Raw genomic sequence first — 20,114 nt, forward strand, 5'->3', positions numbered from 1 at the left:
GACGGTGGTGGGGTTGCGCGCCCCCGGCCGCGCGCAACCTCAGTGCTGCCGACGCCCACGGACGACTGTGGGGTTGCGACCGGAGGTATGTCGCGTGCCTCGCGCCGGGCCGGTCGATTCCGCAGCAGGGCGTTCGTCGTCAGGCAGGAGCAGCGGATCGGCCCGGGGGATCGGCCCGGGGACCGTGAACTGTCGGTGTCGCGTGCCACGGTCGGGTGACAGGGAGGGCGGATGCGCTTATATTCCACGCGGAATAGTCCACGTGGGGTGATCGGGAAGGGAGTCGGGGGACCGTGTCGATGACGGCGCTGGGGACGTCCGTGCTCGCCCTGCTCTGCGAGAAGCCGATGCACCCCTACGAGATGTACCGGCTGATGATGGAACGGCACGAGGGACGGGTCGTGAAGGTCCGGCCCGGCTCGCTCTACCACACCGTCGCCAGGCTGGCCGACGCGTCGCTGGTCGAGGCCGTCGGAACCGACCGGGAGGGCGGGCGTCCCGAGCGCACGACCTACCGGGTGACACCGGCCGGCCGCGACGCCCTCCGGGCCTGGATCACCGAGAACCTCGGCGTCCCGGTCAAGGAGTACCCGCGGTTCCCGCTCGCGCTGGGGGAGGCGCACAACCTGCCCCGCGCCGAGGCGATCGCCCTGCTGCGCGCGCGGATCGACGCGCTGCAGGCCGACGTCGACGAGAGCGAACCCCTGCTCGCGGAGGCGATGACCCGCGTGCAGGAGGCCCACCTGCTGGACAACCACTACCTCATCGCGATGGCACGGGCCGAGATCGGCTGGTTGACCCGGCTGGTCGAGCGGCTCGAGACGAAGGAGCTGACATGGCCGTCGGAGGACAGGCTGTGACCGGGAGGACGGACCTCCCCGCGAGCCCGTGGCCGGCCCTCTGGGCGATGGTCGTCGGGTTCTTCATGATCCTGGTGGACTCGACGATCGTGTCGGTGGCGACGCCGGCGATCCAGGAGAGCCTGGGCGCGGGCGTCGACGCGGTCGTCTGGGTGACCAGCGCGTACCTGCTCGCGTACGCGGTCCCGCTGCTGATCACCGGGCGGCTGGGCGACCGGTTCGGCCCCGGCCGGGTGTACCTGGTCGGGCTGACGATCTTCACCCTCGCCTCGTTGTGGTGCGGGCTCACGCACTCGATCGGCGGGCTCGTCGCGGCGCGGGTGGTGCAGGGTCTCGGCGCCTCGCTGATGACCCCGCAGACCATGGCCGTCATCACCCGGACGTTCCCGGCCGAGTCGCGGGGCCGCGCGATGAGCCTGTGGGGAGCGGTCGCAGGCGTCGCGACGCTGGTCGGCCCGATTCTCGGCGGCGTGCTCGTCGACGGGCTCGGCTGGGAGTGGATCTTCTTCATCAACGTCCCGGTAGGGGTGGTCGCGTTCGTGCTGGCGGTGCGGCTGGTGCCCGCGCTGGAGACCCACGTCCACAGGTTCGACCTGCTCGGCGTCGCGCTCAGCGCGGTCGGCATGTTCCTGCTGGTCTTCGGCATCCAGGAGGGCCAGACCTACGACTGGGGCACGATCGCCGGGCCGATCTCGGTGTGGTCGCTGATCGGCGCGGGTGTCGTCGTCATGGGCGTGTTCCTGTGGTGGCAGGCGCGCAACCGCGGCGAGCCGCTCGTCAACCTGGCCCTGTTCCGCGACCGGAACTTCAGCCTGGCCAACGTCGCGATCACCACGGTCGGGTTCGCGATCACCGCGATGGCGTTCCCGCTGATGTTCTACGCGCAGGGCGTCATGGGCCTGTCGCCGACGCGTTCGGCGCTGCTGTTCGTGCCGATGGCCGTGCTCTCCGGCGGCCTCGCGCCGTGGGTCGGGCGGATCACCGACACCGTGCACCCGCGCTGGATCGCGGGCTTCGGGATGCTCTGCTTCTCGGCCGCCCTGTTCTGGATCGGCGCGATCCTGCGGCCCGGCCTGGCGGTGTGGGAGCTGCTGCTGCCGATCGCGCTGCTCGGCGTGGCCAACGGCTTCGTCTGGGCGCCGATCGCGACGACGGCGACGCGCAACCTGCCGATGTCGAGCGCCGGGAGCGGCGCGGGCATCTACAACACGACGCGGCAGGTCGGGGCCGTTCTCGGCTCGGCGGCGATCGCGACGCTGATGGCCTCCCGGATCGCGGCGAACCTGCCTGCCGCGGGTGCAGCGGGCGGCGGCGGCGCGGATGTGGCCACCCTCCCGCCGTTCCTGCACGCCGGGTTCGCGTCGGCGATGGGGCAGGCGATGTACCTGCCGGCAGCGGTGCTGCTCGTCGGGTTCGTCGCGACCGCGGCCTTCGCCGTGCCCCGCCACCTCGCGGCCCGGCGTGCCGCGGCCGCCGCACAGCCGGCCCCGGCGGCGGCCTGAGGAGCGGACGGACGCCCCGGCGCGCGGCCGGTCCACGGACGGGCGCGCGCCGGGCCACGTAGTGTTGTCGGGTGCTCGCCGCCGTCCCCTCCCCGGTCACCGTGCGTGTGCCGGGGAAGATCAACCTGCATCTCGCCGTCGGCGACGTGCGTGACGACGGTTTCCACGAGCTGGTCACCGTCTTCCACGCGGTGAGCCTGTTCGACGAGGTCACGGTCACCGCCTCGGAGTCGCCGGGGATCGAGGTCCTCGGGGACTCGGCGGCCGAGGTCCCGGCCGACGGCACCAACCTCGCGTGGCGGGCCGTCGAGCTGCTGGGCCGCCACGTCGAGCACGACACCGACGTCCGGGTGGTGCTGCGCAAGGGCATCCCGGTCGCGGGCGGCATGGCGGGCGGCAGCGCCGACGCGGCGGGCACGCTCGTCGCGCTCGCGGCGCTCTGGAAGCTCGACCTCACCCGCGACGAGCTGGCCGTCCTGGCCGCAGACCTGGGCAGCGACGTGACGTTCGCGCTGCACGGCGGCACCGCGCTGGGCACCGGGCGGGGGGAGCGGATCGTGCCCGTGCTCGCGCGACACCCGCAGCACTGGGTGATCGCGCTGCACCGGCAGGGGCTGTCGACACCGACCGTCTTCGGTGAGCTCGACCGGCTGCGGGCCGCGTCGTCGGACCCGACGCCGGTGCGCGCCGTCGAGCCGGTGCTGGAGGCGCTCGCGGGCGGCGACCCGCGACAGCTCGCCCTCTCCCTGGGCAACGACCTGCAGGCGGCGGCCGTCAGCCTGGCACCCGACCTGCGCCGGACCCTGCGCGCGGGGGTCTCGGCGGGCGCGCTCGCGGGGCTGGTCAGCGGGTCCGGCCCCAGCTGCGCGTTCCTGTGCGACAGTGCCGACTCCGCCGTCGAGGTCGCCGCCGAGCTGGCGGGCGCGGGCGTGTGCCGCACGGTCCGCGTCGCGCACGGCCCGGTGCCCGGCGCGCGGGTCGTCGACGAGAACGAGCCGCCGTCGGGCCCCCCGACCGGCTCCTGGCCGAAAGTGCGTGCCTGATGCCCCCGGTTCGGCAGAACCTGGTCAACCTCGAGTCCGTCACCGCGCACGTCCCGGGCGACGCCTCGCGCGTCCTGCTCGACGCCGTGTCGCTGGGCGTGGAACGCGGCGAGCGGATCGGAGTCGTCGGCCTCAACGGCGGCGGCAAGACGACGCTGCTCGACATCATCGCGGGCCGCCGCGAGCCGCAGGGCGGGCGGATCAGCCGGCTCGGTGGCCTGAAGCTGTCCCACCTCGCGCAGGGGGACCCGCTCCCGGCGGGCGCGCGGATCCGTGACGTCGTGCTCGCCGACTACGGCGCCGAGCACGAGTGGGCGTCCGACCCCCGGGTGCGCGACGTCCTCACCGGACTCGGTGTCACCGACCTGGACCGCACCGTCGACGGGCTCTCCGGCGGCGAGAAGCGCCGCGTCGGGCTCGCGGCGACCCTGATCGGCGAGCCCGACCTCGTCGTCCTCGACGAGCCGACCAACCACCTCGACGTCGAGGGCGTCGGCTGGCTCGCCCGGCACCTGCTGGGGCGCAACTGCGGGCTCGTCGTCGTCACGCACGACCGCTGGTTCCTCGACGCGGTCTGCACCCGGACGTGGGAGGTCGCGGGCGGACGCGTGGAGAGCTACCTCGGCGGCTACGCCGACTGGGTCTACGCCCGGGCCGAGCGGTCCCGGCAGGCCGACGCGGCCGAGGCCCGTCGGCAGAACATGGCGCGCAAGGAGCTGGCCTGGCTGCGGCGCGGGGCCCCGGCGCGCACGTCGAAACCCCGGTTCCGGATCGAGGCCGCCGAGGCACTCATCGCCGACGTCCCGGCGCCGCGCAACACCGTCGAGCTGCTCGGGTTCGCGACGAACCGGCTGGGCCGCACCGTCCTCGAGCTCGAGGACGCGACCGTCCGGATCGGCGACCGCACGCTGCTCGACGGCGTCACCTGGCGGCTCGGCCCCGGCGACCGGATCGGCATCGTCGGCGTCAACGGTTCGGGGAAGACGACGCTGCTGCGCTCGCTCACCGGCGAGCGGCCGCTCGACGCCGGGCGCCGCGTCCAGGGCACGACGGTCCAGCTCGCCGAGCTGACCCAGGAGCTCGTCGACCTGCCGCGCGAGATGCGGGTGCTGGAGGCGACCGAGGACGTCGCGAAGTTCGTCCGGTTGGGCAAGCTGGAGCTGTCGGCGTCGTCGGTGCTGGAGCGGCTGGGCTTCCCGGCGGCGCGGCAGTGGACGCCGGTCGGGCAGCTCTCGGGCGGCGAGCGGCGGCGCCTGCAGCTGACCCGGCTGCTCATGGCGGAGCCCAACGTCCTGCTGCTCGACGAGCCCACCAACGACCTCGACGTCGACACCCTGTCCAACCTCGAGGACCTGCTCGACGGCTGGCCCGGCACGCTCGTCGTCGTCAGCCACGACCGGTACCTGGTGGAGCGGGTCTGCGACACGGTCGTGGCCCTGTTCGGCGACGGGCGCATCACCCACCTGCCGGGCGGCATCGACGAGTACCTGCAGCGGCGGGCCGCGGCCGGCGACGCGGTCGCGACGATCACGACGTCCGGCCCCGCCGCGAAGGCGGCGCCCGCGGTGTCGGCCGCCGAGCAGCGTGCCGCCCGCAAGGACGCGGCGCGCCTGGAACGGAAGATGGAGTCGTTGGCGGCCAGGGAGTCCGAGCTCCACGACGCCCTCGCCGCCGCGGCCACCGACCCGGCGAAGCTCATGGAGCTGGGGGCCCAGCTCAAGGCCGTGACCGCCGAGCGTGAGGCCGTCGAGATCGACTGGCTCGCCGCCGCGGAGCTCGCGGAGTCCTGAGCACCCGTCGCGCCGATGAGTTCGGGGCGCCGGCGGGGTCCTTCTCCTCGGGGACGACGCCGGGGACGACGCCGGGGACGACGCAGGAGGCGGGTATGGCCGTGGTCGAGGACGTCCGGCCGCTGGGGGCGGGCCTGGCGCGCTCGTACGAGGTGTACGTGCGCGGCAGGTTGAAGTTCCGCGTGGGACAGCTCGTCTACGTGGCGTTCTCCCTCGACGGGAGCGGGATGGGGTTCGCGTCCCCCCGGGAGGAGCGGGCGGGGCTGGTCGCGAGCGACCCGCGCCGCTTCCGGCTGCCGTCGGCGTCGGACATGCGCTTCAACTGGGTCGAGGCGGATCTCGCCGTGCTGGACGCGGCCGAGGCACGGGAGCTGGTCGTCGACGCGTGGCGGATGGTCGTCCCGCAGAAGCTGTCCCGTGCCTACGACCTCGCCCACCCCGACGGGCCGGGGGCGGGCTGACGCCGGACGACGGGCGGTGGAGCGTGGATCCACCGATCGATCGACTCGACGCCGCCGCCCCACCCCTAACGTGTCCTGTGTGCGGCCGCGGCCCGAGTGCCGGGCCGCACGACGGGCCGGCCGTCTGGGGGGAGGGCCGGCCCGTGGCCGTCGGCGACGGGCCGACCCTGCCACTCACGACTGCAGGGCCGCCACCAGGTCCGGCGTCCGCCCGAGCAGGGTCGCGAGGGCGAGGGGATCCATGTAGTCGTCGTACTGCACGATCTCGCCGTCGCGGACCCGGACGACGCCCAGCGCGCGGAACCGGTAGGGCGCGGCGGTCGCCCGGGCGGTCCCGTGGTGCTCGATCTCCACGACGACGACCTCGGGGTCGTCGGTGGTGCGCACGACCATGTCGACGCCGTCCATCGCGAACATGTCGCGCCGGTCGGCGTGGTCCCCGTGGTAGGCGCGGATGGCGTCGCGTCCGCGCAGCTCGCGGGGCATTCCTGGCGGGGCGAACGGATAGGTGAGCACGCCGTCGGGAGCGAAGAGGTCGGCGAACACGACGTTCTCGCCGGCGACCATCCGCCGAACCTCCTCGACGACCTCACGCGGGCTTCGGGACACGGTGCCTCCAGGGATAGAATCCGGAACGATGACTCCGATTGAACGATACGGAACGCACGCCCCGGTTGGCAACGATGGCTGAGGTCCCGGACCGGCCCCTGCGTGCCGACGCCCGGCGCAACCGTGAGAAGGTCCTGCGCGCCGCGCAGGAGGCGTTCGCCGAGCACGGCATGGGCGTCCCGCTGGACGAGATCGCCGGCCGGGCGGGGGTCGGGCCCGGTACGGTCTACCGCCACTTCCCGACGAAGGAGGCCCTCTTCGAGGCCGTCGTCGCCGCGCGGATGCAGGACCTGATCACCGCGGCCCGAGCGGGGGCCCACGCGGCCGACCCGGGCGAGGCGTTCTTCGGCTTCCTCGCGCTGCTCGCCGACGAGGCCGGCGTCAAGCGTGACCTCTCGGATGCGCTGGTGGCGCCACCGGCTGTCGCGACGTCGTTGCGCACGGACCTGCGGGCCGCGCTCGAGGTCCTGCTGACACGAGCGCAACAGGCGGGCGCGGTCCGCGACGGGATCCGCGTCGACGACCTCTTCGCCCTGCTCAAAGGCTTGATGGCGGCACTGGTCGAGACAGCGGACGACGCGCGTGACCGGCTGATCGCTGTCGTCGTGGACGGGTTGCGGGCGCCGCGCTGACATGACGTCATAGTGACGTCGCGGATCGGTCGACGTGGTGTCAGCCGCATATCAGCGCGGCGTCAGTGGTGCGGGTCAGAGTCATCGTCATGGACACCGTCATCCACGTCGAGGGACTCGAGAAGTCCTTCGGCGCCACGAAGGCCCTCGCCGGGGTCGACCTGACCGCCCGGCGCGGCACGGTGCTGGGCCTGCTCGGTCCCAACGGCTCGGGCAAGACCACGACCGTCCGCGTGCTGGCCACCCTGCTGCGTCCCGACGCCGGCCGCGCCACGGTCCTCGGCCACGACGTCGTCGCCGCACCCGCGGCCGTCCGGGCCCGCATCGGGCTCACCGGCCAGTACGCCGCCGTCGACGAGGCGCTCTCCGGCACCGACAACCTGATCCTCATCGCCCGGCTGCTCGACATGCCCCGCCGTGCCGCCCGCACCCGGGCCGCGGAGCTCATCGAACGGTTCGGCCTGACCGACGCCGCCACCCGGCGCGTCCGCACCTACTCCGGTGGCATGCGCCGCCGGCTCGACCTCGCGGCCAGCCTGATCGGGCGGCCCGACGTCCTGTTCCTCGACGAGCCCACGACGGGCCTGGACCCACGGCACCGCAACGAGGTGCTCGACCAGGTCCGCGCACTCGCCGCCGACGGCGTCACCGTCCTGCTCACGACGCAGTACCTGGAGGAGGCCGACCAGCTCGCCGACGACCTCGTCGTCATCGACACCGGACGGGTCATCGCGTCGGGCACCCCGGCGTCGCTCAAGGCAGAGGTCGGCGGCCAGCGCCTGCACGTGCGCCCGTTGCACCGCACCGACATCCCGGCCGCGTCGGCGATCCTCGCCGGACTGGCCGGGGAGACCCCGGTCGTCGACGCCTCCGGGGAGCTCACCGTCGCCGCCCGTGAACCTGGCCTGCTGCACGTCGCGGGCGGGCGGTTCGACGAGGCCGGCCTCGCGATCGCCGAGCTCGGCCTGCGCCTGCCGAGCCTCGACGACGTCTTCATGACCCTCACCGGCCGCTCGACGGAGGACGCCGAGAAGCAGGCCGGCCCTACCGACCAGGAGGTGGCTGCATGACCACCGCCGACGCACTCGTCTCCGCGGAGGCGGCAGCCGGCACGACCCCCGTCGCACACCGCACCGACGTCCGTCCGCCGCTGCCCCCGTCGGACATCGAACGCGGCAGGCGCGGGCCCTCCACGATCCGGCACGGCCTCACCTTGGCCTGGCGGGGCGTGATCAAGACGATCCATTCCCCCGAGGCGCTCATCGACGTGACGCTGCAGCCGGTGATCTTCCTGCTGCTGTTCGTCTACGTCTTCGGCGGCGCGATCGCCGGCAACACCACCGACTACCTGCAGTTCGCGCTGCCGGGTGTGCTCGTGCAGACCGTGGTGTTCGCGTCCGCCGGCACCGGCGTCGGGCTGGCGGAGGACCTGCACACCGGCATCTTCGACCGGTTCAGAAGCCTCCCGATCTCGCGCTCGGCACCGCTCGTCGGCGCGATCATGGCCGACCTCGTGCGCTACCTGACGTCCGGCGTGATCATGCTGGTCCTCGGTGTGATCCTCGGCTTCCGGATGCACACCGGTCCGCTGGCCGTGCTCGCCGCGATGGGTCTGGTCATGGTGTTCGCCTTCGCGCTGTGCTGGGTGTTCACCGCGCTCGCGATGCTCGTCCGCCAGCCGCGCTCGGTGCAGGGCATCGGCGCGATGATCATGCTGCCGCTCACCTTCGGCAGCAACGTGTTCGTCCCGTCGAGCTCGATGCCGGGGTGGCTGCAGGCGTTCGTCGACGTCAACCCGGTCTCCAAGGTCGCCGACGCGGTCCGCGGGCTGCTCACCGGTGGGCCGGTCGCCGGGCCGGCGACGACGTCGCTGATCGCCGCCGCCGTCATCGTCGCGGTGTTCGCGCCGATCGCGGTGACGCTCTACCGCAAGCGGGCCTGAGCCCGGACGTGGTCCCGGACGGCCGTGAGGCCCTCGGGACGGGGGAGGTCCCGACCCCGCCGCAGCGCCTCGTCGGCCGCGGCGGGGCCGAGGGCGTCGCGGACCCCGTCCACCACGGCGACGACGTCGGGGTTGCCCTGGTCGAGCGTGCCGCGCTGGGTCAGTGCGACCCCGAGCAGGAACCCGGCGCCCGCCGCGTCGCCCCCGGCGAGGACGAACGCCGCAGCGCACTCCGCGACCATCGCCGCGACCGGTCCGTCGTGGCTGTCGGCCGCGGCGTCGACCGCACGCAACAGGGTCGCGGTCGCCGCGTCGAGCTCGCCGCTCGCCGTCTCGAGCTGGTGACGCACCAGCTCGGTCAGCGCCAGTCGCTGCTCGCGCGCGAGGCCGGTCCCGACGTCCCGCTCGGCCGCGGCCAGATGTCGCCGCGCCGCCGGGAGGTTGCCCGCCCGGCGCTCGACGTCGGCGAGGGTGCCCCGCACGATCGTCTGCATCCCGAACGGCCCGGACGCGAGGTCGGCCGCGGACTCGCAGAGCTCGCGGGCCCGGTCCAGGTCGCCCCGACGGACCGCGAGCCGGGCCTGCTGCAGCATGAACTGGGGCAGGTCGTCGTCGTTGCCGAGCTCGGTGGCCAGCGCGACGGCCTCGTCGTAGGCGGCGGCCGCCGCGTCGTGGTCACCGGCGAGCTCCTCGAGCTCGCCGAGCGTCCCGAGGGTCATGCCCAGCCCGAAGCGGTCGCCCGTCGCGGTGAACAGCTCGTGGGCGACCCGGACGAGGGCTCGCTGGCGCTCGATGTGCCCGTCGTTCTCCGCGAGCTGCGCGAGGACCTGGGTGGCGAACGCGCGCACCCACGTGTCCGTCGAGGACCGGGCGACCTCGTCGAGCAGCGTCGTGTCGCCGGTGAACGCCCGGCCGATCGGCGCGACGAGCTGCAGTGTGGGATGGCGCGGTTCGGGCGCGGCAGCAGCGGCGGCGATGGCGTCGTCGATGAGCGCCGTCGCGGCCTCGACGTCGCCGCGGGCGATGCAGGTGAGCACCCGGTACGCGACGTTGCGGGCACCGATCGCCGGCAGGTCGACGGGCGACGGCAGCTCGGCGACGGCCTCGACCCAGCCGATCGACTCCTCGTAGCGGCCGCGGATGAACCACGACCAGCCCATGGCCGCGACGATGCGGTGCGCGGTCGGACCGTCGCGCCGGTCGACGGCCCGGCGCAGGGCGGCGGCGATGTTGCCGCTCTCGGCGCGCAGCGAGGCGAGCCAGCGCAGCTGGTCGGCCCCGCGCAGGTGCGGCTCGGCGGCCTCGGCCAGCGCGGTGACCCACGCCGCGTGTGCCGCGACGACGTCGTCGGTCTCGCCCGCCTCGGCGAGCCGCTCGCTCGCGTAGTCGCGGATCGTCTCCAGCAGCCGGTAGCGCGTCGGCTCCGCGCCGCCGGACGGGACGGCGACCACGAGGGACTTGTCGACGAGCGCTGCCAGCAGGTCGAACGCGTCGGCCGGGTCCGGGCCACCGCGGCCGGTGCACACCCGCTCGATCGTCGCCGCCGTCGCGCCGCCCGCGAAGACACCCATGCGGCGCAACAGGATCCGCTCCGGCTCGCCGAGCAGGTCCCAGCTCCAGTCGACGACGGCGCGCAGCGTCTGGTGGCGCGGCAGCGCGGTGCGCGCGCCGGAGGTGAGGAGCCGGAAGCGGTCGTCGAGCCGGGCGGCGATCTCGGTGAGCGACAACGTCCGCAGCCGCGCCGCGGCCAGCTCCAGCGGCAGCGGCTGGCCGTCGAGCCGGGTGCAGATCTCGGCGACGACGGGCTCGGTGGCCGCGTCGAGGCGGAAGCCGGGGTCGACGGCAGCGGCGCGGTCGGCGAACAGCCGCAGGGCCGCGGCGGTGTCGAGCGGCTCGACGGGGTGCAGCACCTCGCCAGGAACGGCCAGCGGCTCCCGGCTCGTCGCCAGGATCCGCAGCCGGGGCGCCGCCTCCAGCATGCGCTGGGCGAGCAGGGCGACGTCGTCGACGAGGTGCTCGCAGTTGTCCAGGACGAGGACCATGTCGCGGTCGCCCAGCGCGGTCAACAGCCTGGCGGTGGTGTCGGGCGGGCCTTCCTCGGGGTTGCGCACCACCAGCTCCGGTTCGCCGACGGCCGCCAGCACCGTCCCGACGAGCTGCTCGGGCCCGGTCAGCGGCGCCAGCTCGGCGAGGGGCGTCTCGTCTGCGCCCTTCCCCGGACGCCCGCCGCCCGGCCAACCGACGATCTCGCGGGCCAGGCGGGTCTTGCCCGACCCGCCGGGGCCGAGCAGCGTGACGAGCCGGGCCGTGCCGAGCAGGCTGCGGACCCTGGCGACGTCGGCGGCGCGCCCGACGAAGCTGGTGAGTGCCACGGATCCGTTGCGGCGCAGTTCGGGGGAGCGCTGCAGTTCCTGCAGTTCCGGGGAGCGCTGTGGTTCCGGGCTCGCCGCGGCAACCGCAGGTGCCGCAGCGGGGGCGCCGCGCAGCACGTCGAGCCGGGCGCGGACGAGCTCCGGGCCGGGATCGACGCCGAGCTCGTCGGCGAGGCGCTCGCGGGTGCGGTCGAGCACGGCCAGCGCGTCGGCCTGCCGGCCGGTGGCGTGCAGCCCGCGGGCCAGTACGACGGCCGCGCTCTCCCGCAACGGTTGCGCGGCCAGCAGGTCGCCGACCGCCGCCAGTCCGGCGGCCGGGTCGCCCGTGCGCACGCCCAGCGCGGCGCGGGCCTCGACGGCCGTCGCCCGCTGCTCCTCGAGCCGGCCCGCGACGACGTCGGCGAACGGGAGCCTGCGGACGTCGGCCAGTGCGGGCCCCCGCCACAGGGCGAGCGCGTCGTCGAGCGCGACGACGGCGCGCGCCGGGTCGGGCGCGGTCCTGGCGGCGGCGAGCAGCGTGCCGAACCGCCCGGCGTCGACGTCGGCGGGCGCCACGTCGAGCAGATAGCCGCCCGGGACGGTCGTGACCAGCGCGGACCCGAGCGCCCGGCGCAGCCGCGACACGAGCGACTGCAGGGCGTTGCCGACGGCGTCGGGCGGCTCGTCGCCCCAGAGGTCGTCGACGAGCGTCTCCGTGGTGACGGGCCGGCCGGCGTCGAGGGCGAGCCGGGCGAGCAGCCCGCGCAACCGCAACCCGGGTGGAGCCGCGTCGGCATCGGCGGGCGTGCCGGACCCGTTCGCCGACGGCCACGCCGCGACGCTCCCGAGCACCCCGATCCGCACGCGATCAGTCTGCCGTGCCGCGGCGGGCGGCCGCAGGGAATCCCCCTCGTGGCCGGGCGATATGGGGCGTGCGCGGCAATGGTCGCCATAGCGACCATCGCCGCGCACAGGGTCACTCGGCCAGCGTCTGCAGGAAGTACGCCTCCGCGAGCACCCCGCGGCCGAACATCGCGAGGTCGAGGCTCTCGTCGATGCCGTGCCAGCGGCTCGCCGGGTCGCCCACGCCGGTCACCAGCACCGCGGCGCCGGGGAACGTCCGGGCGAACTCCGCGATGAACGGGATCGAGCCGCCGATGCCGGTCTCCACGACCGAGTTGCCGTAGGCGCGCGAGAACGCGGACCGGGCGGCGTCGTAGGCCGAACCGGTGGCGTCCAACGCGAACGGCTCCGCCACGCCGGTGCCCGGCTCGACGGTGACGTGCGCGCCCCACGGGACGTGCGCCCGCAGGTGCTCGGCCAGGGCCTGCTGCGCGGTCGCGGCGTCGTCGCCGGGGGCCAGCCGCAGGCTGACCATCGCCCGCGCCCGCGGCAGCAGCACGTTCGACGCCTCGGCGACGCGCGGCGCGTCGATCCCCAGCACGGCGACGGCCGGCTTGAGCCACGCCCGGTCCGGGATCGACCCCGAGCCCAGCAGCTCGACGCCGTCGAGCAGGCCGACGTCGGACCGGAAGGTCTCCTCGTCCATGTCGGGCACGTCGGACTCGGTGCCCATCAGCCCGGGCACGGCGACGTGGCCCTTGTCGTCGTGCAGCGACGCGAGCGCCCGGCACAGCGCGGTCAGCGCGTCGCCGACCGGGCCGCCGTACACCCCGGAGTGCACCGGCCGTTCCAGCATCGACACCTCGACGACCACGTCGACCAGGCCGCGCAAGGTCGTCGTGAGGGCGGGGACGTCGGTCGCGGGGTTGGCCGAGTCGGCGATGACGATGACGTCGGCGGCCAGCAGGTCGCGGTGCTCGGACAGCAGCGCGGTGAGCGTCGGGGAGCCGGACTCCTCCTCGCCCTCGACGAACAGCGTCACCCCCACGGGCGGCTTCCCGCCGAAGGCGCGCAGTGTCGCCAGGTGCGTCATGACGCCGGCCTTGTCGTCGGCGGCGCCGCGACCGTAGAGGCGCCCGGCGCGCTCGGTCGGCTCGAAGGGTGGGCTGGTCCAGTGCTCGTCGCCGCCGGTGGGCTGCACGTCGTGGTGGGCGTAGAGCAGGACGGTCGGCGTCCCGGCCGGACCGGGGAAGCGGGCGACGACGGCGGGCGCCCCACCCTGCGCCTGCAGGATCTGGACGTCCGCCGCACCGGCCTCGCGCGCCAGCGAGGCGACGGCGTCCGCGCTGCGCCGGGTGTCGTCGGCGTGCGTGGGATCGGCCCAGATGCTGGGGATCCGCACGAGCCGTTCCAGGTCGGTGCGGGCGCCGGGGAGCTCGGCCTCGACGGCGGCGGCGAGCGGGTCGTTCGCGTGCTGATCGGCCACGGAGCCGGATGCTACGCGCAGGTCGTAGGCTCCTGAGCATGTCGCGGTTCCTGACGATGTTGCTGGACAGCGCGGCGCGGTCCGCCAAGGGAATGGTCACCGGCGAGCCGTCGGCTCCCGTCCGGACGCCGTGGAGCGAGGTGCACACCAAGGCCCGCGCGCTCGCCGGGGCGCTCGCGGCGGGCGACGGGTCGGCGCCGGGCCTCGCGCGCGGCTCGGCCGTCGCCGTCCTGGCGGCCGAGCCCGCCGTCATCGCCCCGACGGCGCAGGCCGTCTGGCTCCTCGGCGGCACCGTCACCATGCTGCACCAACCCACCGCGCGCACCGACCTGGCCGTGTGGGCCGCCGACACCGTGACGGTGCTCGGGATGATCGACGCGAAGCTCGTCGTACTCGGTGCGCCGTTCGACGCGCTGGCCCCGGTGCTGGCCGAGCGCGGCATCGCCCACCGGCTGCTGTCGGACGTCGACGCGTCCGACGCGGCGCCGATCGTCGCCGACGAGGCCGTCGCCGACGAGGGCGACACCGCGTTGCTGCAGCTCACGAGCGGGTCGACGGCCGAGCCCAAGGCCGTGCGGATCACCCACGCCAACCTGTACGCCAACATCCGCGGGATGATCGCGGCCGCCCAGCTCGACGCCGGGCGCGACGTGATGGTGTCGTGGCTGCCGCTGTTCCACGACATGGGGATGGTCGGGTTCCTGACGATCCCGATGGTCGCCGGCATCGAGCTGGTGACGGTCACCCCTGCGGACTTCCTGTCGCGCCCGCTGCTGTGGGCGGAGCTGATCTCGAAGTACCGGGGCAGTGTCACCGCGGCGCCCAACTTCGCCTACTCGGTGCTCGCGCGCCAGCTCGCGCGTGCCGAGGACGGCTCGCTCGACCTGTCGTCGATGCGCTTCGCGCTCAACGGCGCCGAGCCGATCGACCCCGACGCCGTCGACGCGCTCACCGCCGCCGGCAAGCGGTTCGGCCTGCGCGAGGACTCCGTCGTGTGCGCGTACGGGATGGCCGAGACCGCCCTCGGGGTGTCGTTCGCGCCGTGCGACACCGGAATGGTCGTCGACCACGTCGACGCCGAGCAGCTGGAGCTCCACCGGGTCGCGCAGCCCGCGATCTACGGGCCGAGCAGGCGCTTCCCGCGGCTGGGCCCGCCGCTGCCGGGAATCGAGGTGCGGGTCGTCGGCGACGACGGCCGGGTCCTCGGCGAGCGGGAGGTCGGCATCCTGCAGCTGCGCGGCGAGTCGGTGACGCCCGGCTACCTCACCGTCGACGGCCCGCGCCCCGCTCAGGACGCCGATGGCTGGCTCGACACCGGTGACGAGGGCTACCTCGCCGGGGTCGAGGTCGTCGTGTGCGGCCGGCGCAAGGACGTGATCATCATGGGCGGCCGCAACATCTACCCGACCGACATCGAGCGCGCCGCCGCCGACGCCCCGGACGTGCGCGCGGGCAACGTCGTCGCCGTCCGGTTGGAGGCGGGTGCCGGCCGGCACCGGGAGTCGTTCCTGGTCGCCGTCGAGTCGCGGCGGGCCGGTGACGAGGAGGCCGAGGCCGTGATCCGCAAGGACGTCACGTCGCGCGTGGTCGCGGCCTGCGGGGTGCGGCCGGCCGACGTCGTCGTGCTCCGCCCGGGCACGCTGCCGAAGACGCCGTCGGGCAAGCTGCGCCGATCCGCCACGGGCCACCTGCTGGCGGCCCGGGCCTGACCCCTTGACGCAGGAACGGCACTTTCCCGCGACTGGATTGCGGGAAAGTGCCGTTCCTGCAGGAGGACGGGGCGGGCGGGGCCTCAGCCCGACAGCGCGTGGAACCGGTTCTGGGCCGGTTCCAGCCCGTCGGACAGCAGGGCCTCGGCGGCGTCGGCGGCCAGGTCCACCGCGAGATCCAGTTCCTTGCGCTCGACGGCGGAGAACCGCTTGAGCACGAAGTCGGCCGGGTCCTGGCGCCCGGGCGGGCGGCCGATGCCGAAGCGCACCCGCAGGTAGTCGCGGGTGCCGACCGACGAGCTGATCGAACGCAGCCCGTTGTGCCCGCCCTCGCCGCCACCCTGCTTGAGCCGGATCACGCCGAACCCGAGGTCGAGATCGTCGTGCACGACGACGAGCTCGGCCGCGGGGACCGAGAAGTACCGCAACAGCCCGGCGACCGGGCCGCCCGAGACGTTCATGTACGTCCGGGGCTTCGCGAGCACGACCTTGCGGCCGGCGAGCCGGCCTTCGAGCACGTCGGCGTTGCTCTTGTGCTTCGAGAACCGGCCACCGCCGGCCCGCGCCGCCAACAGCTCGACGACGCGGAAGCCGACGTTGTGCCTGGTCTCGGCGTACTCGGGACCGGGGTTGCCGAGCCCGACCACCAGGGCGGGACCCGGCACGGCCGTCAGCCCTCCGAGGACGCGGCGGAGTCGCCCTCGGCCGGGGCCGACTCGGGCGCGTCCTCGACCACGCCGGCACCCTCGATGTCGAGCTCGCCCTCGAGATCGGCCTGGGTCGGCGCGGCCACGACGTTGACGACGAGCGCCTCGGGGTCGGTCTGCAGCGTGACGCCGTCGGGCAGGGCGACCGAGCCCGCGAGGATCTGGGTGCCGATCTCGACGTCCTGGACCGAGAGCTCGATCGACTCGGGGATGCTGAGGACGTCGGCCTCGACCTCGATGGTGTTGAGCTCCTGGGCGATCATGCTGCCGGCGGCGGCCTCGCCGGTGACGACGACCTGCACGTCGACCACGACCTTCTCGCCACGCTTGATGACGAGCAGGTCGACGTGCTCGATGTACGGGCGGATGGGGTGCACGACCACGGTCTTGGTCAGCGCGAGCTGCGGGGTGCCGCCGATGTTGATCTCCAGGACCGCGTTGCGGCCCTGCTCGCGCACGACGCGCGCGAACTCCAGCGACGGCAGCGACAGGTGCTGCGGGTCGGTGCCGTGCCCGTAGAGGACGGCGGGGATCTTGCCCGCACGGCGGGTGCGCCGGGCAGCGCCCTTGCCGAACTCGGTGCGGGTCTCGGCGTCGATTCGGGCCTGGGCCACGGTACTTCTCCTCGGTGAATGCGGTCTGAGCGAGCGCGCGGCGAGGAGCGCATGGAACCGGCGGGACCGGTCCAGCGTCGATCACGGCGGGCAACACGGACGCCCGCCCTCGCCGCGGAACTGGGAAGAGCGTACGCCGCGCCGAGTGGACACCGACCCCCGGGTCGGGCAGGCCGGACGCGCTCCGCGGTCCGCCCACGACGGGCGCCGCCGCGCGCTCGCGCCCGGTCGTGGACCTCGTGTGTCGCACGATCGGCCGGTTCGGCCGCCGCGGCCGGGTGCGAGGAGCAGACTGCCGGTCATGGGCCACATCCGTGCCTTCTCCGAGATCGGTCGTGGGGACGTCGAGACCGCGGGCGGCAAGGGCGCCAACCTCGGCGAGCTGACCCGGGGCGGCCTGCCGGTGCCGCCGGGCTTCGTGGTGACGACCGATGCCTACCGGGCCTTCGTCGACGCCACGGGGATCGGACCGCGGGTCCTGGAGCTCGCGACGCCGCCGCCCGGCTCCACCGCCACCGACGGGGACGTCGACCGGTCGGCCGACGCGATCCGGGCGCTGTTCCGCGCCGAGATCCCCGCCGCGATCGCCGACGAGATCCGCGCCGCCCACCGGATGCTCGGGGACGGGCCCGTCGCGGTCCGGTCGTCGGCGACGGCGGAGGACCTGGAGGGCGCGAGCTTCGCGGGGCAGCAGGACACGTTTCTCGACGTCCGAGGCGACGAGGCACTGCTCGCCGCCGTCCGCGCCTGCTGGGCCTCGCTGTGGACGGCGCGCGCCATGGCCTACCGCGCGCGGCACGGCATCGCACCCGCCGACGTCGCGCTCGCGGTCGTCGTGCAGCGCATGGTCGACGCCGACGCGGCGGGTGTGATGTTCACGGCCAACCCGACCAACGGCCGCCGCGACGAGACGGTCGTGTCCGCGGCGTGGGGGCTGGGGGAGTCGGTCGTCAGCGGCGCGGTGACCACCGACGACGCGGTCGTCAGCGGCGGGCGGGTCACCTCGCGCACGACGGCGGACAAGGCCGTCATGACGGTGGCGACGGGCGCGGGCACCGTCGAGCAGCCGGTGCCGGACGCCGACCGCGGCCGGGCCGTCCTGTCCGATGCCGACGTCGTGGCCCTCGCCGCGCTCGGGGAGCGGATCGCCGACCACTTCGGCGCCCCGCAGGACGTCGAGTGGGCCCGCGGGCCCGACGGGTTCGCGATCGTGCAGTCCCGCCCGATCACCGCGTTGCCCGAACCGGAGACGGCCCCGCCGACGGACTGGTCGGTGCCCGACGGCGCCCTCTACGCCAGGGCCAGCATCGTCGAACAGCTGCCCGACCCGCTGACCCCGCTGTTCGAGGAGCTGATCGACCCGGCCGTCACGCGCTCGCTGACCGCGATGGTGCGCGAGTTCCTCGGCGAGGACGTGCTGGCCGACGGCGACATCGGGTTGCCGACCGTCAACGGCTACGCCTACTACCGCTACACGCGGGCCGCGATGTGGCGGATGACCAGTCGCACGGTCTCGGCCGTCAGGCTGATCCTCGGCCGCGGCGACGACGGCGCGCAGGCGCGCTGGCGCGACCGGGCGCACCCCGCCTACGTCGAGGCTGTCGCCCGCTGGGCCGACCGCCCGTTGGCCGGGCTCTCGATCCCGGAACTGCTCGACGGTGTGGAGGAACTGCTCGGGGCGGGGGCGACGTACTACACGGCCGTGCAGACGATCATCCCGATCGCGGCGTCGAGCGAGATCCTCCTGACGCGGTTCTACGAGACCGCCGTCCGGCGCGACGGCGACCCGCCCGCCGCGACGTTGCTGCTCGGTTTCGACAGCGCGCCCCTCCGCGCCGAACGCTCGCTGTACACGATCGCCGGCTGGGCCCGCGGGCACGACGCGCTCGCCACCGTCCTGCTCGCGGACCATCCCGCCGCGGCGCTGCTCGATCCCGCGCACCCGCTCGGCGGCGTCGACCCGGCGGTGTGGCGGGAGTGGACCGACCGCTTCCACGCCCACCTGCGGGCGCACGGGCACACCGTCTACAACCTCGACTTCGCCAACGCCGTCCCGGCCGACGACCCGGCCCCGCTGCTCGACGCGCTGCGCTTCTTCCTGCGCGGCGAGGGCGCCGATCCGGTCGAGCGGCAACGACGGTCGGCCGCACGTCGTGACGAGACCGCCGCGGCCGTACGGGGCCGGCTCGATCCGTTGCGGCGCAATCTGTTCGACCGCCTGCTCCGCTGGGCGCAGTCGGCGGCGCCGCTGCGCGAGGACGCCCTCGCCGACATCGGGCTCGCCTGGCCGCACCTTCGTCGGCTGCTCCGCGAGATCGGCGGCCGTCTCGTCGGAGCGGGCACGATCGTCGCGGCCGACGACGTGTACTGGCTGCGATCGGCGGAGATCCTGGCGCCGCCGCAGGACCGGTCGGCCGACGTCGCGGCGCGGCGGGCGCAGTGGCGCGGTCGTCGCCGGGCCACGCCGCCGGGGCTGCTGCCCCAGGGGTCGCGCTGGGAGGCCATGGAACGCTTCATGCCGACGGCGACGACCGAGCAGACCGGGCCGGTGATCCGGGGGGTCGGCGCCAGCGCGGGACAGGTCACGGCGCCCGCCCGGGTGCTCGGCGGGCCGGCCGACTTCGGACGCATGCGGTCGGGCGACGTGCTCGTCGCGAGCATCACGACGCCCGCATGGACGCCGCTGTTCGCGATGGCGTCGGGCGTGGTGACCGACGTCGGCGGACCGCTGAGCCACAGCTCGATCGTGGCCAGGGAGTACGGGATCCCCGCGGTGCTCGGGACCGCCGTGGCGACGCGGCGGATCACCGACGACGAGCGCATCCGTGTCGACGGTGACGCGGGCACCGTGACGCTGCTCGACGCCCCCGACACACCCGACGCGGACGCCGCCACCCGGCGGATCTCCGGCCCGGCGTGGCCGGGTCTGGTCGTCGCCGGCGCGGCCGTCGGTGCGGTCGCCCTGCTGGTGAGGCGGCGCCGACGGCGCTCGTGAGGCGCCGCTACGACTTGGGCAGGCGGGCCGCCGCGAACGTCGCGCCCAGCAGCGCGAGCACGCCGAGGCCCTCGACGATCAGCGTCGTCACCACCAGCTCGCCGCCGAGCTGCTCGCGCACGCCGAGGAACCCGCCGGGCAGCAGCAGCGCCAGTACCAGCGAGAGGAGGGTGCCCGCCGTGAACAGCAGCGAGAGCAGGCTGACGAGCGGCAGCTGCCGGTCCCGGGCGCCGACCATCGCGATCGCCAGTATCAGCGCACCGATCGCGTTGATCACGAACAGCGTGCCGACGAGGCCGTCGAACCCGCCGAACAACACCAGGTAGAGGTGGATGCCGCCCATGAGGAGCAGCAGGATCGCGCCCGCCACCCGCCATGCGGGCAGCGACCTCGTCCGGGCCGCGATGCCTCCGGTCTGCGATGCCATGTCGGTCGACCTCCCGCCGTGCCGGGCGTCGTCGGTCCGGACGCCCCCTGCGCCCTCCACGACGGACCGCGGCCCCGCGCGGTTCAGCGGATCCGGACCTTTCGGGAGCGGGAACTCTACGCGGCTCACGCCTCGCCGTCGAC

Annotated in this window: 16 protein-coding genes; 10 read left to right on the forward strand and 6 right to left on the reverse strand. The window is 74.5% G+C overall.

All coding sequences use genetic code 11. The features are described 5' to 3' along the window. The first annotated feature begins 299 nt into the window (after positions 1–299). The 5 genes from PSD17_RS17635 (at position 300) to PSD17_RS17655 (ending at position 5,656) form a co-directional block, all read left to right on the forward strand. Complete coding sequence (locus tag PSD17_RS17635) at positions 300–860, forward strand: PadR family transcriptional regulator (RefSeq protein WP_013673033.1); 561 nt, start codon at positions 300–302, stop codon at positions 858–860. Further along, positions 857–2,362: a DHA2 family efflux MFS transporter permease subunit gene (locus PSD17_RS17640; RefSeq protein WP_041759266.1), complete on the forward strand. Its 1,506-nt coding sequence runs from the start codon at positions 857–859 to the stop codon at positions 2,360–2,362. The genes PSD17_RS17635 and PSD17_RS17640 overlap by 4 nt, the downstream gene beginning before the upstream one ends. A 71-nt stretch (positions 2,363–2,433) precedes the next feature. Beyond that, positions 2,434–3,405, forward strand: a complete 972-nt coding sequence (locus tag PSD17_RS17645; RefSeq protein ID WP_013673035.1) for a 4-(cytidine 5'-diphospho)-2-C-methyl-D-erythritol kinase — start codon at positions 2,434–2,436, stop codon at positions 3,403–3,405. Continuing rightward, the gene (locus PSD17_RS17650; protein ID WP_339123591.1) at positions 3,405–5,195 is read left to right on the forward strand and encodes an ABC-F family ATP-binding cassette domain-containing protein; all 1,791 of its coding nucleotides are present in this window, start codon (positions 3,405–3,407) and stop codon (positions 5,193–5,195) included. Before PSD17_RS17645 ends, PSD17_RS17650 begins: the two co-directional genes overlap by 1 nt. A 95-nt stretch (positions 5,196–5,290) precedes the next feature. Further along, positions 5,291–5,656: an MmcQ/YjbR family DNA-binding protein gene (locus tag PSD17_RS17655; protein ID WP_013673037.1), complete on the forward strand. Its 366-nt coding sequence runs from the start codon at positions 5,291–5,293 to the stop codon at positions 5,654–5,656. A gap of 174 nt (positions 5,657–5,830) precedes the next feature. Here PSD17_RS17655 and PSD17_RS17660 read toward each other — a convergent pair whose 3' ends face one another. After that, positions 5,831–6,265 (reverse strand): nuclear transport factor 2 family protein, encoded by a 435-nt coding sequence (locus PSD17_RS17660; RefSeq protein WP_013673038.1) that lies wholly within the window; start codon positions 6,263–6,265, stop codon positions 5,831–5,833. Between the two features lie 74 nt (positions 6,266–6,339). Between PSD17_RS17660 and PSD17_RS17665 the strand changes: the two genes are divergently transcribed. The 3 genes from PSD17_RS17665 (at position 6,340) to PSD17_RS17675 (ending at position 8,839) form a co-directional block, all read left to right on the forward strand. After that, the gene (locus tag PSD17_RS17665) at positions 6,340–6,897 is read left to right on the forward strand and encodes a TetR/AcrR family transcriptional regulator (RefSeq protein WP_013673039.1); all 558 of its coding nucleotides are present in this window, start codon (positions 6,340–6,342) and stop codon (positions 6,895–6,897) included. An 89-nt stretch (positions 6,898–6,986) separates the two neighbouring features. Then, entirely contained in the window at positions 6,987–7,967 is a 981-nt protein-coding gene (locus PSD17_RS17670) for an ATP-binding cassette domain-containing protein (RefSeq protein ID WP_103383589.1), read from the forward strand. Then, complete coding sequence (locus PSD17_RS17675) at positions 7,964–8,839, forward strand: ABC transporter permease (RefSeq protein WP_339123593.1); 876 nt, start codon at positions 7,964–7,966, stop codon at positions 8,837–8,839. The genes PSD17_RS17670 and PSD17_RS17675 overlap by 4 nt, the downstream gene beginning before the upstream one ends. Here PSD17_RS17675 and PSD17_RS17680 read toward each other — a convergent pair. Together PSD17_RS17680 and PSD17_RS17685 are read right to left on the reverse strand one after the other, a co-directional pair. Then, positions 8,821–12,054, reverse strand: a complete 3,234-nt coding sequence (locus PSD17_RS17680) for a BTAD domain-containing putative transcriptional regulator (protein ID WP_339123595.1) — start codon at positions 12,052–12,054, stop codon at positions 8,821–8,823. The two genes, PSD17_RS17675 and PSD17_RS17680, sit on opposite strands and share 19 nt — an antisense overlap. Positions 12,055–12,166: 112 nt before the next feature. Continuing rightward, positions 12,167–13,519: a dipeptidase gene (locus tag PSD17_RS17685; RefSeq protein WP_013673043.1), complete on the reverse strand. Its 1,353-nt coding sequence runs from the start codon at positions 13,517–13,519 to the stop codon at positions 12,167–12,169. Positions 13,520–13,557: 38 nt separating this feature from the next. Here PSD17_RS17685 and PSD17_RS17690 point away from each other — a divergent pair, with 38 nt between their 5' ends. Beyond that, the gene (locus tag PSD17_RS17690; protein ID WP_339123597.1) at positions 13,558–15,228 is read left to right on the forward strand and encodes a fatty acyl-AMP ligase; all 1,671 of its coding nucleotides are present in this window, start codon (positions 13,558–13,560) and stop codon (positions 15,226–15,228) included. Between the two features lie 83 nt (positions 15,229–15,311). Here PSD17_RS17690 and pth read toward each other — a convergent pair whose 3' ends face one another. Continuing rightward, complete coding sequence (pth, locus tag PSD17_RS17695; RefSeq protein ID WP_013673045.1) at positions 15,312–15,893, reverse strand: aminoacyl-tRNA hydrolase; 582 nt, start codon at positions 15,891–15,893, stop codon at positions 15,312–15,314. Between the two features lie 5 nt (positions 15,894–15,898). Beyond that, complete coding sequence (locus tag PSD17_RS17700; RefSeq protein ID WP_013673046.1) at positions 15,899–16,549, reverse strand: 50S ribosomal protein L25/general stress protein Ctc; 651 nt, start codon at positions 16,547–16,549, stop codon at positions 15,899–15,901. Between the two features lie 301 nt (positions 16,550–16,850). Between PSD17_RS17700 and PSD17_RS17705 the strand changes: the two genes are divergently transcribed. Beyond that, positions 16,851–19,544: a PEP/pyruvate-binding domain-containing protein gene (locus tag PSD17_RS17705; RefSeq protein ID WP_339123600.1), complete on the forward strand. Its 2,694-nt coding sequence runs from the start codon at positions 16,851–16,853 to the stop codon at positions 19,542–19,544. 7 nt (positions 19,545–19,551) lie between these two features. Here the strand turns inward: PSD17_RS17705 and PSD17_RS17710 are convergent, their stop codons facing one another. Beyond that, on the reverse strand, positions 19,552–19,971 hold the full coding sequence (locus PSD17_RS17710; RefSeq protein WP_013673047.1) for a hypothetical protein: 420 nt from the start codon (positions 19,969–19,971) through the stop codon (positions 19,552–19,554). Between the last annotated feature and the right edge of the window lie 143 nt (positions 19,972–20,114).

The organism is Pseudonocardia sp. D17, assembly GCF_036984265.1.
Lineage (GTDB): Bacteria > Actinomycetota > Actinomycetes > Mycobacteriales > Pseudonocardiaceae > Pseudonocardia > Pseudonocardia benzenivorans.